Below are 17,664 nucleotides of genomic sequence, written 5' to 3' on the forward strand. Positions count from 1 at the left end.
TTAAGACGTCTGCACCGTTATTCATAGCGGCTGCAGACGTTTTTTTCAATAATGAATATTTATTCATTGTAACAATGAACGAAAGGGCGCGTTAGGTATGGGTTACAGACTGTCAAATGGCATATTAACTGTCGATATCGCTGATATCGGAGAGTATAAGGGCACACGTTTTGACTGGACAGGATTTATTACACAGGTGACATTAGAAGAGGGGAAACATACGTTTTGTGTGCCGGAAAGCTTGAAGCCAGGCGAAGGAACTGGGGGCAAGGGGCTTTGTAATGAGTTTGGCATTTCCCGGGCAATTGGATATGATGAAGCACCAATCGGAGGCTGGTTTCCAAAAATCGGAGTCGGATTGTTACAAAAAGGAAATTCCCCATTATACAGTTTCAATGAGGAGTTCCCCTTAACCTCTTTTAGTAAGGATATCGAAGCAGGGAATGATGCGGTCACCTATACGATCCACCCGATGGAAAGCAACGGATATGCTGTGCAGCTAACCAAAACGATTTCTTTACAGAGGGATCAATTAATAATTGCATATGAACTGCATAACAAAGGGCAAAAGCCTTTCCATACGGAGGAATATATTCACAACTTCATCGGAATCGACGGGTTGAATATTGGGCAGGATTTCGAACTGCGTCTTCCGAGGGAACTCAAGGTAGTAGAACCAGAATCCTCCTATACGAAAGAATTGCTAGAGGTATCCGGGAATACCCTTACTTGGTCAAAGGAACCGGATAAACCCTTTTATTGCAAGTTGAGCGGTTGGGAAGGTCAGGAAAATGAGTTCACCTGGGAGTTGGTTCATAAGCCTAGTGGAACAGGCGTGCGAGAGAGTGGGGACTTTCCAGTAGAACGTATGGCCCTGTGGGGAGAAGGTCATGTAGTCTCTCCTGAAGTATTTGTGAACATTAGTCTTTTACCGCGTCAAAGCAAGAGCTGGCGCCGATCTTACCGGTTTTTCACTGCGAAATGAGTACCGTCTTAACCTTTTATGTGAATAATTATACTTGCTGGTGCGGGAGAATATTGCTATCATAACCATATCCATATTGATAGGAGAGAAAGGGTGGGGAGCAGTTTTGAATAAGAGAGCATACAATTTTAATGCCGGACCGGCAGCATTGCCGCTTACGGTACTGGAACGCGCACAAGCGGAGTTTGTTGATTTCCGGGAAAGTGGAATGTCTATCATGGAGATGTCGCACCGTGGTGCAATTTACGAATCCGTGCATAATGAAGCGCAGGAACGTCTGCTTTCACTCCTCGGCAATCCGAAGGGCTATAAGGTATTGTTCTTACAAGGCGGAGCAAGCACGCAGTTTGCAATGATCCCTATGAACTTGATTTCCGAAGGCCAAGTAGGTAGCTATGTAATGACAGGTAGCTGGGCAGATAAAGCTTATAAAGAAGCCAAATTGGTAGGAGGCGCTCATGTTGCTGCTTCTTCCGAAGATAAGAAATTCTTGGCTATACCTGAATTAAGTTCGATCAAAGCTGCGGAGAATGCTGCTTACCTTCATGTTACTTCCAACGAGACCATTGAAGGAACGCAATATGCAGAATTTCCGGATGCAGGCTCGATTCCGTTAATCGCGGATATGTCTAGTGATATACTTTGCCGTCCAATCGATGTGAACCAATTCGGAATGATCTATGCCGGAGCACAAAAGAACCTTGGACCTTCAGGCGTGACTGTAGTTATCGCGAAAGAAGAATTGCTTGCAGAATCACCTTCTAACATTCCTACTATCATGCGTTACAGCACTCATTATAAGAATAACTCTCTTTACAATACACCTCCATCTTTCTCTGTATATATGGTGAACGAAGTATTAAAATGGATTGAGGAGCAAGGCGGCTTAGCTGGCATCCATTCCAAGAACCTTGAAAAATCGGGTCTGTTATATGATCACATCGATGGAAGTGACGGTTTCTACCGTGGTGTTGCAGAACAAGGCAGCCGCTCTATTATGAACGTTACTTTCCGGATGCAATCAGAAGAACTCGAAAAGCAGTTTGTCAAAGCTGCTGAACTGGAAGGTTTTGTCGGCTTAAAGGGTCACCGCAGTGTTGGGGGCTTGCGTGCTTCCATCTACAATGCAGTTCCTTACGAAAGTGTAAAAGCACTATCCGATTTCATGAACCATTTCCGGCAAACTCAAGGTTAATGAATTCTATCTATAACCTTCCGCCTTCTTGGTGGAAGGTTTTCAGTTTGTTTGGAGAAGCTATGGTTAGGCACTAGAGTAAAACATCTGGCTATTAAGCCTTTAGAGAGGAAGGAACCATATAATGGCACTCCATATCGTATTAGTCGAGCCGGAAATTCCGGCCAATACTGGCAACATTGCGCGTACTTGCGCCGCTACCGGCACTCATCTTCACTTGGTTCGTCCACTCGGATTCCGTACAGACGATGCTACATTAAAAAGAGCAGGATTAGACTATTGGCATGCTGTTACTATTGAATATCACGACTCCTTTGCTGAGGTTTTGGAGAAATATAGCGAGGGGCGTTTCTTTTACGCAACGACGAAAGCAGAGAAAAGATACAGCGACTTTAAGTTCCAAGATGGCGATTTTTTTGTTTTTGGCAAGGAAACGAAGGGGCTTTCTGCAGAGATTCTAGAAGCAGGTAAAGAAACAAAAATGCGCATGCCAATGAGTGATGCTGTGAGATCTCTGAATTTATCCAATTCGGCAGCAATTATTGTGTACGAGGCGCTTCGACAATTGGATTTCCCTAATCTTATTTAAAAAAAGACAAATTTTTTATTTTTTTCAGCAGGATTCGACAATTAGGTAACGAAATATATTGAAAGAGCCGAAATAAGTAGTAGCTACTAAATAATTTTTCTTGAACAGGAGAGGTGTACGTTAGTTATGAAACCTGCTGGTGTAGTTCGCAAAGTGGATCAGTTGGGTAGAATTGTTCTGCCTAAGTCCCTGCGTAAAAGGTATCAGATGAATGAAGGCGACCCGGTTGAAATTTTGGTACAGGGTGACCATATCATCTTGGAGCGTTACCGTCCAAAATGTGTTTTCTGTGGATCGATGGATGGTGTAAGCGAATATAAAGATCGTTATATTTGTTCTGCATGCCTTTCGGAAATGACTCAATTGCCAAGACATGCCTAAGAAGTACATATTTTGAATTTTGACAGCCAAGAGCTTATAAAAAAACTGTCCTCTTCGTAGAACTCTTCTACTTGGGGGGCAGTTTTTTTATGTATACAAAAAATGCCCCCGCACCAAGTGGCTGCAGGGACATATCGGCTTTATAGGCCTTTTGTTTTGTCGTCGTTGTAAGATGAGGTAAGGATGCCGACCGTAAATAACACAAATACGAACATTACGATCCAAAAGGTTAATGAGAACGACATACTGGCACCTCCAATAGCGAATGTATTCGTTATCAAGATTATAACCTGCAATTTAATAAAAATAAACGCAAATGTGATATGTTACATAGACAATTTACTATATTATTTAAAAAACAGAAAATTCGTTGGCACAGCTCTTAGATTTCCATCGGATGGTTTATTGATAACTCTTCCGTTAAAGATCAATGAGGAAGAGCCACCACCATCTAAATTATAAGCATCTACGAGACCCATATTCGATAATTTGTTCTGAATCTCCTCCAGCTGTGCACCAGAGCTGCCATACTCATTATATCCATCCGCTACAAAAAGCAGGATCTGATCATCTTTATATTTGCCGATCACGGTACGTGGTGCCCGATTAGGGGATGTTTTCCACTTTTCGGGTATGGGTGTTTTGATGTTGTTTTTAAGGAGGACAGGCACAAAGGTGGCGCCGAATACCGGATCTAGCTGATCTAATTGTGCGCGACTGTAGAATTTCCCTCCGATTAATTGCCCGGATTTGTTCAGCCCAACAAAACTTAGGTCCTTGTACGTGGGCTCAAAACCGTATAAATACTTTCCATCCACTACAGTTGTGCTTAAGGGATAACGTTTTCCGGATTGATCTGCAAAGCCGCCCGCATTAATACCAGCAATGGCACCATTACGCTGTACGGCATGCATAGTAGTTTCCGCACCGGAGGCTGTCTCCGCCAAGCTCATCTTCATAGCGGTCGGGTCCTTCAATTTGATTTTCAACGCATAAGCTTTGTAGTTTCCTGGATTCAATCGATATAACTCAACTCTTATACGGTCGCTAGTAACGATCTCTGAAGGTATACCAAGCTTGGCTGAAATCCTGCGGTTATAGATCAGTTCAGGCCGGTTCGCTTGAGTCTGTGCTGTTTCGACCAGCTTATTCATCGTAGTGGTAGTCTCTTTATATAGCTTGGCACTAGCGCTGACAGCATCAATGGTGTAAGCTGCGGAGGCCTCTGCCAGCGTCAGCTCTTTTTTTAAGGAAGCTGTTTCATTCACTGGCCCAGCGCTTGGTGTGAATTGTCCTACATCAAGGTCTAGCTGTAGCGGTGGTCGATACCACGACATACAAATAAACAAGCCTATGAACGGTGCAGTTAGAAGCATGAAGAAGCGGTTTACTCTTTTGACTGGCGTCATCATTTGATCAGATCCATTTCTTTCTTCAATGCTTCTAACTGTTTGCTTACCTCACTCAATTGCGTATATAGCTTGTTGCTGTTATCTGTCTTGGCACTAGCATTATCTTTAGTGAAGGTTAATAGTTCGTTAAAGCTTTGCACTGTATTCTGCAATTCCTTCACTTCTTCAGAGAGAACGGCAATTTTTGCTTCATAGTCGGTCTTCAAAACGGTAAGCTGCTGCTGGCTCTGAGTACTAAGTTCGGTAAGCACCTGTTGCTTCAGATGGTTCGTGTAGCTGTATACAGCATATACGCCGAGTCCGATCATCATAATCCAGAACAGTAAAAACCATTTTACGGAAGGGCCGTTTCTCGCAGTAGTAGAGCGCGAGCGTACCGGGGACGTTTCCGCTAGCGGTTGCATTTTATCACCTCGGGTTGGTCTTTTTTTCAAGTCCCCATTCTATCAGACTTTGACAAGATTCGCAAAAATGTAAGAGAGTATGAAAACTAGAAAAAGTAATTGCATCCTATTAAACTACTGCGATACAATTTCTATAGATTGGAATTCTGATAGACGTACACAAGGTAACCAGCTAGAGATTATACAGACAAGTCATCATACAGCCTTGCTTGCGTTTTAACCGGAAACGCTGCGGCGCTTTCCTTTCTAGATGATTATATATAGAGCAGGGGGTCAGGGCATTAATGATGAAGGTTTGGCAGGTGGTCATTGTGGGGTGTCATCCTACAAGTATGCTGGGGACAAAATTGATTTTGGAAGAGGAAGAGGGGCTTAAGGTTCTGGGAATGTATTCCACTTGGGACGAAGGCGCTACCATCGTAAGGGAAAAAAATCCCGAGCTAGTGCTAGTAGATTATCATATGCCTGAGGGGAATATTGAGAGTGTGCTGTTAAATATGAAAAAAAGCTCACCAAACTCACATTTTGTCGTGATGACAGACGAAGACGGGCGAGAACTGCTTCAGCCCCTCGTAGAACTAGGAGCCAGCGGGATATTCTCGAAGGGAGCTTCTCCCCGTCAGCTTTTACAGCTGATCCTGGGTTTACGGGAGGGTTTTCTTTCAATGCCGTTGGAATGGATTGAAAAAGGAGCTTGGCCGATTTCGACATTTAAAGGATTAGATGATGTTCTGCAACTGACGGAGACAGAGATGTTTATCATGGAGCGAATCGTTCAAGGGATTACCTACGATAAAATTGCGCTTGAAATTGCGGTAAGCCGTCGGTCCATTGATAATTATTTGCGCAAAATCTATGTAAAGCTAGATGTTTCGACCCGGGCACAAGCGATTGAGAAATTCGCGCTCTTCTCAAGACAAAACAGGCAAATCTACGCCTAACCCACGCTTTACGACATAATGACGTATGGGGTGGAATATTCTTGGAGTAGAAGTAAGAATATCATGTTGAATGGGTAACCATCCCATCCTTGGATGAGGATGACGAAACCGTTTCTACTTGGTAACAGGGAAGGGGGATTTCGCATGATTTACGAATTTTCTGCTCGCGCACACACATTGTTGTCGTCATCGCTTCTTAGTATCCGCACCCAAACACGGAGAAGCTCCATGATATCGCTAGCTGAAGAATTACCAGCGGAAGAACTATTCCCATTGTCACTGCTTGCTGAAGCAGCATCTACGGTGATTTCAGCAGATGCGGGAGCACTGCAATATGGTGATCCTGCAGGGTACGGACCGCTTCGGGAGTGGCTCGCAGGGGATTGGCTTAAAGAAAAAGGGGTAAATGTTGTTGAGGGTGGAGTTCTGCTAACAACGGGTAGCCAGCAAGCCATTGATTTGTTGTCGCGGGTGTATATTGATCCAGGAGATCGTGTATTAGTAGAAAATCCGACCTCTCCAGGATTTTTGCAGACTCTTCGGATGCAGGGGGCCGTTATTATTCCTGTACAGGGTGATTTGGACGGGCTTGATCCGGAGCATTTGCGGAGCCAGATTGAGCTGCATAAGCCGAAAATGCTGTTCGCAACCCCTAGCTTTACTAATCCAAGCGGCATTTTATGGAGTCTGGAGAGACGCCGCGCAGTATTGGATTTATGTATCGCATATAACATCTTGATTGTGGAAGATGATTCTTATGGGGATTTGCACTTCCAGAAGCAGGGTGAACAAAAGGCTAAAAGATATCCGTCTTTGTATGCACTGGAAAATATCAGCGATGGCGGACACGTGCTTTATATCGGTTCGTTCAGCAAGACCGTTGCGCCCGCGCTGCGGACGGGCTGGGCGGCAGGCAGCCGAGTCTTGATCAGAATGATGTCTGCGGCTAAGCAGATGGCCGATTGGCAGTCGAGCGCATTAAATCAGCGGCTGCTGCATCATTTATTGGATGTGTCTGCGTTTGATCTGCGTGAGCATATCGCGCAGCTGAATCGAGAGTATAACACCCGTCTGAAGCTTATGGTTGAACTGCTCAAGCGGCCTGCTTGGAAGGGCAGCTCCTATGACCTTCCATCAGGAGGCATGTTCCTGTGGGTCGCACCACCAGAGGGAATGGATGTTATGGCGTTGCTCAAATGTGCGCTAGGTAAGGGAGTGGCTTTTTTGCCAGGTCCGTTATGTAGTGTAGATGGAGTCAGCAATCACCTTCGCCTTAACTTTAGCCATCCCGGCCGGGATGAGCTGCTGCTTGGCATGAATCTGATGAGCGAAGCGGTTAAGGAGTTCACAGCACGGAGTTAGGTAGTGGAATGAAAGTTGTGAATGAAAAATTGAAATGAATGACATGATGAAAACACAAGACACTTTTAGAGCTAAAACAAGGACAGAATTACAAGTCGGGCAAGACGAAGTTCGTGATGTGAGATTAATTAGGGAAATCCTCCCTAAAACTGGTCGATTTGAACTCTAAAATGGACTGTTTAGGGAATTTCTCCCTAAAAAATCAAGGAATTCCCCGTTTTAGGGGTAAATCTGGCGAAAATCAGGGAGGAATTCCCTAAAATGCAGTTTTTAGCGTGTGAATCGAAGAATATTGGGGAGGATTTCCCTAATAACTTAGTGTGCCTTTTTCGGAATGGTGTTTTTAAAGCTTATTTTGCTTTGAATGATTCAGTATTAGTGGATGTTGAATGTAGTATAGGGTTCTAATGTGAATGATTCAGCAAGAGTAGCTTGTTAAAGTAAAAGTAGAGAAAATGGTAATTAGTAAATAGCGCTCGTGTTCGAAGATTGTAAATAAGTTAGTTAAGTACAGTTAAGTAGAGCCGGATGAGGTACGCATGAGATATGAACGTGGTAAGAGTGAGATGCAAACGTGGTACGAATGAGTTACTAATGTGATGAGAATGAGTTACTAATGTGATGAGAATGATTTGCGAACGTGGGAAGAGCGAGTTACGCACGTGTAATACGAATGTGGTATGTATGAGATAGAGCGTGGTACGCTCCAGATACTAATATGCTAAGTGTAAGTTAAGAACATGGAATGCACAGAGATAGGATTTAAATAAGATTAGACATACGAAAAAGCATCCCGTAGTTGGGATGCTTTTTGGCGTTATTTACACATGTTATGTGTGCATCAGAATAATAAGTTTAAAGTTTGAGTAAATGATTAGAACCGAGCTAAAAGAGTAAGACCCGACTAAAAAGAAATAATCGATAGAAGGACTGTCCAGGCTAGGTTAGCTAATTAATGGGATGATTGCTGTTATTGGGTACGCCGCTTGTTATCGCGGCATATTCCACCAGCGCCGCATGACCGGCTGGGGTTAGGGTGTAACGCCCTCGGCTTACCCGGTGAAACCAGCCGTAGTAGTTGTTCTGAAGCATAGCGGCGGCAGTGGGTACGCCGCTACGCTTCCGCAGCTCGGCCGGAGTGATGCCGGCCGAGCGGGGAGCGCTTCCTGCGGCCAATACGGCCGCTGGAAGCGTGCTTGAGGCAGCGCTAGGGGCACCGCTTCGCGTGCCTGCCGCCGCTGCCTCCCGTGCTGCCGCGTCCCCGGCAGCACGGCTCTCCGGCGCTGAGCTCAGCGCCGGAACCTGTTCAGCGGTGCCCGCCGCTGAACGTTTGGCTGCTGCAAGCGAAGCCTTCGCAGCTGCCTTCTCTGCAGCGGCGGCGGCGTCCGCCTCCGCTGCTTGCAGAGAAAGCGCGACACGCAGCGCTTTCTCGCGGTAGGCCGTCACGAGCTTGACGCGCGTGCTGCCGCCGGTGTTGTAGTCTCCGCTGCGCTCGCGGAACTCATAGAGCAGGCGTTCGCGCCGCCGCTTGTTGCTGCGCTGCGCAGGCGGCTTCTCGTCTGGCTCTACGAGCACCTCGACCAGCGGTGCTTTGGTCTTATAAAAGATAACAGTGATCAGCCCAAGACCGAGCCGGCGGCATAATCCGCTAAGCTCGCCCCAGCGCTGGTTCACCGCTCCTTTTTTATCACGGACACGTTCCACTGCGAGATAGACGGTAGGACTGAGCTTCAACCGTTCTACCCCTTGCAGCAGCAAGGCGAGATTGAATGATTTTTTCATCTCCACAATCAGAGGATGCTCAATGTCCTCCCGAATCCCCACCAAATCGCAGGTCCGAACCTCACCTTTGATGCTGTAACCCTGCTTTTCAAAAAAAATCTTCAAAGGAGCATACAGCTCCGTTTCATGTCGTACCGCCATCTTGTCACTCCCGTAGGCCTTTATTTTCGGGTTTCCCAATAAGGTTTTACAGCCATTTTCTGATTCTCTATTATAGCACAGTAAAAAAGAGGTCAACTATTCCGCGCTTGCCGCATAGGTATGTAATACACTTTTTAACGCTATAGGAGAGCAAGTAGAAGAGCAAGTAGGAGCGCAAGAGGAGGCAGCGAGCAATGGACATTTTTGAGCGTATAGCTTCGTATCGGGCTGAGAACGACCGGTTGGCGTGGAGCGGCACCTTCAAGCAGTATATAGAACTGTTGAGAAAAGACCCCTCTCCCGCAAAAACCGCTCACTCCCGCGTTTATGACATGATTAAGTCGCACGGCGTAGAGGACATAAACGGACGCAAACGGTATAAGTTTTTTGAACAGGAGATTTTTGGACTTGATCGTGCAGTCGAAAAGTTGGTCGAGGAATATTTTCACTCTGCAGCACGTCGGCTTGATGTTCGCAAACGGATTTTGTTATTGATGGGACCTGTCAGTGGGGGGAAATCGACCCTGGTCACGCTGCTTAAACGTGGTTTGGAACAGTACTCGCGGACAGATGCGGGTGCGGTATACGCAATAGAAGGCTGCCCGATGCATGAGGACCCGCTGCATTTGATCCCGCTGGAGCTCCGTCCGGAGATTGAGAAGGAACTTGGTGTACGTATTGAGGGCAACTTGTGCCCATCCTGCCAGATGCGTCTAAGAAATGATTATGCTGGTGACATTGAGCAGGTTAAGGTGACGCGTGTTATTTTGTCAGAAGAAGAGCGGGTAGGGATTGGTACTTTTAGTCCATCTGATCCGAAGTCTCAGGATATCGCCGATTTGACAGGAAGTATTGATTTTTCGACCATTACTGAATTTGGTTCGGAATCTGATCCGCGTGCCTACCGTTTTGATGGTGAGTTGAACAAAGCTAACCGTGGGCTGATGGAATTTCAGGAAATGCTCAAATGCGACGAAAAGTTTTTATGGAACCTGCTGTCACTGACGCAAGAAGGCAATTTCAAGGCTGGCCGCTTCGCGTTGATAAGTGCGGACGAAATGATAATTGCTCATACAAATGAAACCGAGTATAAGTCGTTTATTTCTAATAAAAAGAATGAAGCGCTCCAATCCCGTATGATTGTTATGCCTGTTCCGTATAACCTCAGAGTTTCGGAAGAGGAAAAAATCTACGCGAAGCTGATCGCCCAGAGTGATATGAGTCATGTGCATATTGCACCACATGCGCTGCGTGCCGCCGCTATTTTTTCTATCCTAACCCGTCTTAAAGAAAGCAAAAAACAAGGTATGGATCTGATCAAAAAGCTGCGGATGTACGATGGCGAAGAGGTCGAAGGCTATAAAGAGGCCGATCTTAAAGAGATGCAAACGGAGTATTTAGATGAGGGCATGTCCGGAATTGATCCGCGTTATGTTATCAACCGCATTTCCAGCGCTCTGATCAAAGGAGATCTGCAGTGCATGAACGCACTGGATGTCCTGCGGGCGATAAAGGATGGCCTGGATCAGCATCCATCGATTACAAAAGAGGAGCGGGAGCGTTATTTGAACTTCATCTCCATTGCCCGCAAGGAATATGATATTTTAGCGAAAAGCGAAGTACAAAAGGCATTTGTCTACTCCTTTGAGGAATCTGCGAAGACACTTTTTGAGAATTATCTAGATAATATCGAAGCTTTCTGCAATTGGTCGAAAATTCGTGATCCGCTGACGGATGAGGAAATGGAGCCGGATGAGCGGTTAATGCGTTCGATTGAAGAGCAAATTGGAATCTCTGAGAATGCAAAAAAAGCGTTCCGTGAAGAGATCCTGATCCGGATTTCCGCGTATTCACGCAAAGGGAAGAAATTCGAGTACAACAACCACGACCGCCTGCGGGAAGCGATTGAGAAAAAGCTGTTCACAGATCTCAAAGATATTGTCAAAATCACCACCTCGTCCAAAACACCTGATGAAAGTCAGCTCAAACGAATTAACGAGGTATGCGCCAGACTTATTGATGGACATCACTACTGCCCAATTTGCGCCAACGAGCTGTTGAAATACGTGGGAAGTCTGCTTAACCGTTAAAAAAGAATTCATTTATGCGGGGTGTTCCAAAAGCCATGAAAATGGCTGTGGAGCACTCTTTTTTTGCCCTTCCATGTTGTATCTTCCTCCTTTTACCCTCCTAATGTTAATCTAAACGCCGCAACCCGTCTGACTAATTTGGCTGTTGTGCGTAAGAAGTTGCTAAAGGACACAGGTGACCCTAAACGTAGATTTTGAGCATATTTCGCAGGCTATCGGACCCCATGGTCGCTATTAGCAGGAAAAACCCTAAATATGAGCCGTTTTTGACTAATAGCTGCACTGGAGTCCGAAACTCCGCTCAAAAGGCGATTTTTTTGCAATTAACGTCATCTGGGTCCTTTAGTCAGTCGTTGGGAGCAACAGAACTGAAGAGTAAGTAGTTACGTGGATCCAGCGTTGTCTACTTCGAGGCTTACCCAAAATGATGGTGACTAAGAATACGCAGAGTTGTGATCTTTTTGTAAATGGAGGATCATTGCTCTGTTTTTCTATACAGGCAATAATGCAGCTCAGCAAAACAGGAACAGTCCATCTGCAGTGCAGTTGATATAATGAAATCACCGTACGGGGAAAGGCTGGTGCTGCACTTGAATTACAGTAAAGATATAGAAAAATGTATTGAATATATAGAAGCTCATATCAAAGAAAATATAACGGTGGAAGAAATAGCGACGGAGGTCGGATATTCGGTGTATCATTTTTGCCGAGTGTTTAGCTTGTGCAAAGAAATGTCTGTGATGGAGTATGTGCGGAGCCGAAAATTATCCTTAGCCTCAATTGAATTATTTGCTGGAAAAAAGATCATTGATATTGCGCTGGACTATGGTTTTGAAACACAAAGTGGCTTTACTAAAGCTTTTCGCAAAACCTTTGGTTATAGTCCGACACAATATGCAGCGCGGATGGATGGGTTTAGTAAAGGAAATTCAATATTTGATATCGGAGGTTATATTATGAATCCTGTTTTTGTTCGTAAACCTGCTTTTAAGGTGGCAGGTTATGGTATCCAAACTAATGTTGCGGGTAGTATGTACACTAAGGATATTGCTTCTTTTTGGAGCCATTATGAGGGTGAAAACCTGGAGTCCAAAATGTATAAAATACTAAACCCGCCTAAACACGGAGAAGTTGGTTTATGTATTCCGTCTTCAGATAACGGTAATGCCACCTATCTTTTGGGTGTTATTGTTGAGGACTACTCCAAGGTAGAAGCTGATATGTTGACGATGGATGTGCCAGAAGCCGAATATGCCGTGTTTACAACACCCCCAGTGGATACTTCAACGGATACAGAGCAAATAGAGTTTGCCCAAGTCATAAAAAGCAGCTGGAAGTACATCTTCGAAGAATGGTTTAAGGACAGTGGTTACGTTTATGACGAGACTAAGCTGGATTTTGAGTTTTACGATGAACGCTGCCATTCGCGGCCAGATACAGTGATGGAGATTTACGTTCCTGTGAAAAAGTTGACTGAATAGTCGATAAGGGCAAAGGCTGCTCGGTGATAACCGTAATTTCAGAAATGTTTGGACTTTAGGTCGCTGACAAAGGCGAACGCTACGCGCCTATATTTTCAAACTTCCTTACGTTCACCCTGAGCATTTGCCATGTGAAGATATTAAGTCGATATGAGGGTGTCGATGAAGGTCCGCAGCGTGTTACCGCTGTGGGTCTTCTTTTTTAGGAACTCCCATATGGGAACCGAAGATGCCTTGGGGGAGTTATATATCGAAATTAATATGTTTGATGTGTATGATCTTCCGTAGTGTAATAGAGTCAATAAGTAAGGTAATTCGAAAATAACAGGGAGTGAAGCAGATGATTAGAGAAGCGAGAGCTGATGACTGGAAAGACATAGCGGAATTATTAGAACAGTTGGGATATCCGGATACAGAAGTGTTCATGCAAGAAAAAATAGAAAAGCTAATCCTACATCCGGACGAGGAATTATTGGTTTTTGAGGAAGATGATCAAGTGGTGGCTTGTATTTCCATGCATTACATACCCCAATTAGGTCTGGTAGGAGATACTGCAATTATAAGTTATCTTGTGGTGAGCAATGCCATTAGGAGCAAAGGAATTGGACGAAAGCTTGAGGCGTATTGCGCTGATTTAGCTAGAAAAAGAAACTGTGATAAAATTCAGGTTCATTGTCATTCCAGAAGAACTGATGCGCATAGATTTTATGCTCGGCAAGGATTTGTTGAGGCTCCAAAATATTTCTCGAAGTCGTTAAAAGAATCTGAATCCTCATTTTAGTCATAGCAAAAAGCGGCAGACCAGGGTGTTAATACCCGTTTAGGTCTGCCGCTTTTTTTAGTTTAAATAAACTTCCGCTGCACCTTTTTGCCATCGTATGAAAAACGCGCCTTTTTGTCTTCCACAACCGTCTGTAGATGAACCGTCCGCCCCCATAAAGAGTAGATGTGAGGGAGTGTGCGCTCCAGATACTTCAGATCCAGCTCGATGCTTTCATAGCGATGAGTTATAAATAATTCACCATTCTTCTCGAAGTCTGCGTCCTCAATTACCAAGTAAGGAGACCCGCCATTGACCCGGGCGAGCACCAGTTGATCTCGTACATTTTCCCATGCTTTATCGGTGATTTTCCATTCGGGGCCTTTTTTCTCAAAAACATAAAGATCGAGGTCGTTCACCAATTCCTTCGACAGATAGCTGCGGATAAAGGAGGTATCGGATTCCAACTCACGTACTTCAAAGATTTTCTCACGGTCCCAGCGGCGTTCGATGTCTTCAAAGATTTTCAGCCCCAGATAGTAAGGATTCAGGCTTTGCCGTGAGGGCTGCACGACGGATGAATTTAGTTTTGCGTATTCCACTGTTTCCTCTTCGGTCAGATCTAGTTCGCGAACGATGCGCTGATGCCAGTAGGAAGCCCAGCCTTCGTTCATGATCTTCGTCTCCATCTGCGGCCAGAAGTAGAGCATTTCGTCATGGAGCATCGTCATGATATCGCGTTGCCAATCCTCCAAAACAGTAGAATATTGCTGGATAAACCAGACCATATCTTTTTCTGGCTCAGGGGGGAAAGCACGGTTTCCAGAGGGTGCTTCCTGTGGCCCAGTATTGCTTTTATCTAAATTCCATAATTCGTCATAAGGATTGGATGATTTCGTGCCGCCTGGAGGGGCATCTTTAAGCTCCTTCATCTTAGCTTCCAGTAGGTGAGTTTTGCCCAGCTTGCGTGGCTGGATCAGACTGGGGTCTATATGCTCCTGGATAGCCAGCACTGAATCGATGAAGCTCTCCACAGCATCAGTACCGTAGGTTACAGAATAACCGGCAATCCGATCTGCTGTAGCTGACATACTCTCGACCATATCTCGGTTGGACATGGAGAAACGCATATTATTTTTGAAAAAATCACAGTGCGCTAGCACATGGGCAACGATCAGCTTATTCTGAATCAGTGAATTTCCATCCAGCAGGAAGGCATAACAAGGGTTGGAGTTAATAACGAGCTCGTATATTTTGCTCAGTCCGAAATCGTATTGGGATTTCATTTTATGAAAGGTTTTTCCAAAACTCCAGTGTCCAAATCGTGTAGGCATTCCATAAGCGCCGAATGTATAAATAATATCTGCGGGGCATATTTCATAACGCATGGGATAAAAATCTAAACCGAAGCCAGTGGCTATTTCCGTAATCTCGGCAATGGCCCGCTCTAGCGCATTAATTTCTTCGCTTGGCATGAATCTTTCTCTCCCTCCAGCTTGGGCTTATGCTGCAACCTATTCTGACAAGGCTGCAAAGGTTCCGCGACAATGTCCGGGACTGTTCCATTTAAGTATATGGGAGAGAAGATGAGTGTATGACGTTCTGAATTTCTGAGTGAAGATAATGTGATTTTGTATACATTATTGGAAGGAAGCACTAGCTTTTTTGTATGCGAATTCTATCAACGGTATCCTTCTCGGTGAATTCGGACTCAGATGACGTTATTTGCAAATTTCCAGCCTTTTGAGCAGGGTTTCGGACCCCACAGACGCTATCCCACAAAAAGAGGCTCATATGTGGTGTCTTTCTTGCCAATAGCGGCTATGGGGTCCGTTAGCATACCAAAAGTGGAATAATACTGCGATTAGTGTCATCTGTGTCCGATAGGTGCCCAATAGATGCTCCATATGTGTTCGAGGAGCAGTTCCATAGGTGCCCGATAGAAGCTCCACAAGTATCCGATTAGTACTCCATAAGTGTTCGAAAAGTGCTCCACAAGTGTCCAATTAGTGCTTCACAAATTCCCAATTGCTCACCACACGAGCATAAGCAGTCGAGAGAACGTAACCTTCCCCATAGTTCCCAAACCCTCAGTACACAAACCTCCGTTGCGCCCAATAGCTGAATAGGAAGATTGAAGCCTCGGTCAGTAGCTTGGCGGCGACAAGCGGAATAATCAGCTTTTCATTATAGAAATAGAGTAGTCCATAGTTGAATAGCAACACGAGGATCACCAGCGCAAAATATTTGGGAAGCGATGTCTGAATCTTGGAGCGTTTGCCGCCCGTGAAGACATATTTTCGGTTCATAGAATAGTTGAAGACAGAGCTGCACAATCTCGCGGCCGCGACGGACAGGAATAGGTTATGGCTGAGCCTCTGAAACAGGAATAAGAGTGTGAAGTCGAGCAGGGCTGACAGCAGCGAAGAAGTGCTGAACATCAGTATCGGCAGATAAATCCGGAAGGAGTCCATCAGAGGCCGGAAATGGGATGATTTATTATCGTCCAGATAGACGGTATCGATGTACTCTTCCGTAATGGTGTATCCCTCTTTATGGGCAGTCAGCAGCATGTTCATTTCATATTCAAACCGTTCGCCGGGAATCTGGCATAGCCAATCAAGCATTGATAGGGGGTAGCCGCGCAGCCCAGTCTGTGTATCATAAATCTTAGTACCTGTAGTTAAGGAAAAGACCGTCCGGGTTACAGAGTTGCCGAAGCGGCTGCGCAGAGGAATGGTTCCGGTGAACCGGCGGCTGCCGAGTACGATTCCCGGAGTAGTCTGGTTCCGCAGAGATTCAACGATCCGGTTAATATCATAAGGCAGATGTTGGCCGTCGCTATCCGCGCAGACTACATAATCCGGCAGACCGGCCTCCTGAATATACTGGAACCCTGTCTTCAGAGCACGTCCTTTTCCGAGGTTGACTTCATGGGTTAGGACAGTGCAGCCGAATGCTTCGGCCATATCGAAGATTCCACGGTAGTGCGGGCCGCTGCCGTCATCCACAAGAACAATAGGTTCAAGCTGGAAATTATGCAGCTGTAAAATCAAATCGAGCAGTCGTTCATCGGGCTCATAGGCTGGGATCAGTATAGTCATGATGTTGCACCCTCCTTGATATAAAGAATGTCGCTGACGCCCCGTTCCTTGTTTTTGCCCTGCGGATTATTTACGACCCGTCCCATGAAGTACATAGTGGATGAACCACCGCCGTCCAGATTGTAGGCTTCTGTGGCGCCAAGGTCGGACATTACATCAGCTAGCTCAGTAAGGGTCATCCCACGGCTGTACCCTTCATTGCGCCCGTCAACTACGACAAACACATAATGGTTTGGTGCGATCATACCAACTGCGGTGCGGGGATTCGCATTCTGGATGGAATGGTTGCCGAAGTTAGTATCGATTTTGACATTGCTGAAATCACTGGCAATCTCCCCGTCCTGAATCAGAATCGGACCAAAGGAAAGGGTATCGGTGGCCCCTTGCGCCAGCAGTTCAGAGGAAGAAATCTCTTCCTCGTTATAGGTTTGCATTGTCCCATCATCGAACAGCGCCATTGCATCCCGCACAGGATCATCACGATACACCGTGCCGTTACGGATTATCACTCCGTCATTGCGGAAGCCATAGTAATCACCGTTGATGGCAAAAATCGCATGGTTCGCGGAAGCAATGTCCGAGGTATCCTCAGTGATGTTTGTTCCAAAGCTGTTGTCGGCAAAAGCAGTGCGCAGGCTGCTCGCTTCCTTGAGGACGATATCAGCGACAAAATAAGTGATCTGGTCTGATCCGGAACCGGTCTGCACTTGGTCGATCTGGATCTGAATATCATCGCTGGAGTAATTCCAGTCGTCAGAGGTTGCGTTAACTTCGGCAGCTGTAACGGCTGTAGCTCCTGAGCTGCTAGTTGTAGCTGCATCATCCGCAACTACGACTTCGACATGTTCGATTAAGTAACGATCTGCCAGACTATATATCACTGTGCCGAGAAGCAGGAGGACAATGATCATCACGATCAGCAGCTTTCGTTTGAAGCTCCAGGCTTGCTTACTTCTCTTGTTCAACATTGAAGCATCACCTCATTTTGTAAGTTGTTATGGCCATAATACCTGGGCTACCTTTAATGAAACTGAAAT

General features: G+C 45.5%; 15 protein-coding genes. 9 read left to right on the top strand and 6 right to left on the bottom strand.

The features are described 5' to 3' along the window. Window positions 1-97 precede the first annotated feature (97 nt). From NST58_RS09400 to NST58_RS09415, 4 genes are all read left to right on the top strand, one after another. Window positions 98-985 (top strand): hypothetical protein, encoded by an 888-nt coding sequence (locus tag NST58_RS09400; protein ID WP_339247464.1) that lies wholly within the window; start codon window positions 98-100, stop codon window positions 983-985. 106 nt (window positions 986-1,091) lie between these two features. After that, window positions 1,092-2,180 (top strand): 3-phosphoserine/phosphohydroxythreonine transaminase, encoded by a 1,089-nt coding sequence (gene serC / locus NST58_RS09405; protein WP_076141387.1) that lies wholly within the window; start codon window positions 1,092-1,094, stop codon window positions 2,178-2,180. Between the two features lie 124 nt (window positions 2,181-2,304). Continuing rightward, window positions 2,305-2,769 (top strand): tRNA (uridine(34)/cytosine(34)/5-carboxymethylaminomethyluridine(34)-2'-O)-methyltransferase TrmL, encoded by a 465-nt coding sequence (gene trmL, locus NST58_RS09410; protein WP_076218323.1) that lies wholly within the window; start codon window positions 2,305-2,307, stop codon window positions 2,767-2,769. 126 nt (window positions 2,770-2,895) lie between these two features. Beyond that, on the top strand, window positions 2,896-3,150 hold the full coding sequence (locus tag NST58_RS09415; RefSeq protein WP_036684437.1) for an AbrB/MazE/SpoVT family DNA-binding domain-containing protein: 255 nt from the start codon (window positions 2,896-2,898) through the stop codon (window positions 3,148-3,150). Window positions 3,151-3,497: 347 nt separating this feature from the next. Here the strand turns inward: NST58_RS09415 and NST58_RS09420 are convergent, their stop codons facing one another. Next, on the bottom strand, window positions 3,498-4,562 hold the full coding sequence (locus NST58_RS09420; protein ID WP_143766386.1) for a phosphodiester glycosidase family protein: 1,065 nt from the start codon (window positions 4,560-4,562) through the stop codon (window positions 3,498-3,500). Then, window positions 4,559-4,966, bottom strand: coding sequence for a hypothetical protein (locus NST58_RS09425; protein WP_036684435.1), 408 nt, complete (start codon window positions 4,964-4,966; stop codon window positions 4,559-4,561). Before NST58_RS09425 ends, NST58_RS09420 begins: the two co-directional genes overlap by 4 nt. Window positions 4,967-5,250: 284 nt before the next feature. On the opposite strand from NST58_RS09425, the gene NST58_RS09430 reads away from it, so the two are divergent. Together NST58_RS09430 and NST58_RS09435 are read left to right on the top strand one after the other, a co-directional pair. Beyond that, complete coding sequence (locus tag NST58_RS09430) at window positions 5,251-5,907, top strand: response regulator transcription factor (RefSeq protein WP_036684433.1); 657 nt, start codon at window positions 5,251-5,253, stop codon at window positions 5,905-5,907. 144 nt (window positions 5,908-6,051) lie between these two features. Beyond that, window positions 6,052-7,269 (top strand): PLP-dependent aminotransferase family protein, encoded by a 1,218-nt coding sequence (locus tag NST58_RS09435; RefSeq protein ID WP_076103987.1) that lies wholly within the window; start codon window positions 6,052-6,054, stop codon window positions 7,267-7,269. A gap of 948 nt (window positions 7,270-8,217) precedes the next feature. On the opposite strand, the gene NST58_RS09440 is transcribed toward NST58_RS09435, so the two are convergent. Further along, window positions 8,218-9,192 (bottom strand): DUF2161 family putative PD-(D/E)XK-type phosphodiesterase, encoded by a 975-nt coding sequence (locus tag NST58_RS09440; protein ID WP_339247467.1) that lies wholly within the window; start codon window positions 9,190-9,192, stop codon window positions 8,218-8,220. Between the two features lie 194 nt (window positions 9,193-9,386). Between NST58_RS09440 and NST58_RS09445 the strand changes: the two genes are divergently transcribed. From NST58_RS09445 to NST58_RS09455, 3 genes are all read left to right on the top strand, one after another. Continuing rightward, the gene (locus NST58_RS09445) at window positions 9,387-11,282 is read left to right on the top strand and encodes a PrkA family serine protein kinase (protein WP_036684429.1); all 1,896 of its coding nucleotides are present in this window, start codon (window positions 9,387-9,389) and stop codon (window positions 11,280-11,282) included. 554 nt (window positions 11,283-11,836) lie between these two features. After that, window positions 11,837-12,763, top strand: a complete 927-nt coding sequence (locus tag NST58_RS09450) for an AraC family transcriptional regulator (protein WP_254857052.1) — start codon at window positions 11,837-11,839, stop codon at window positions 12,761-12,763. A gap of 340 nt (window positions 12,764-13,103) precedes the next feature. Then, window positions 13,104-13,544, top strand: coding sequence for a GNAT family N-acetyltransferase (locus NST58_RS09455; protein ID WP_248547663.1), 441 nt, complete (start codon window positions 13,104-13,106; stop codon window positions 13,542-13,544). A 62-nt stretch (window positions 13,545-13,606) separates the two neighbouring features. On the opposite strand, the gene NST58_RS09460 is transcribed toward NST58_RS09455, so the two are convergent. The 3 genes from NST58_RS09460 to NST58_RS09470 all read right to left on the bottom strand — a co-directional run bounded on the left by NST58_RS09460 (window position 13,607) and on the right by NST58_RS09470 (window position 17,595). Continuing rightward, window positions 13,607-14,998: a SpoVR family protein gene (locus tag NST58_RS09460; protein WP_076184671.1), complete on the bottom strand. Its 1,392-nt coding sequence runs from the start codon at window positions 14,996-14,998 to the stop codon at window positions 13,607-13,609. Window positions 14,999-15,613: 615 nt separating this feature from the next. Continuing rightward, on the bottom strand, window positions 15,614-16,627 hold the full coding sequence (locus tag NST58_RS09465; protein WP_312151137.1) for a bifunctional glycosyltransferase family 2/GtrA family protein: 1,014 nt from the start codon (window positions 16,625-16,627) through the stop codon (window positions 15,614-15,616). Next, window positions 16,624-17,595 (bottom strand): phosphodiester glycosidase family protein, encoded by a 972-nt coding sequence (locus tag NST58_RS09470; RefSeq protein WP_339247473.1) that lies wholly within the window; start codon window positions 17,593-17,595, stop codon window positions 16,624-16,626. The genes NST58_RS09465 and NST58_RS09470 overlap by 4 nt, the downstream gene beginning before the upstream one ends. Window positions 17,596-17,664 lie beyond the last annotated feature (69 nt).

The organism is Paenibacillus sp. FSL R10-2796 (assembly GCF_037965315.1).
Lineage (GTDB): Bacteria > Bacillota > Bacilli > Paenibacillales > Paenibacillaceae > Paenibacillus_AQ > Paenibacillus_AQ odorifer.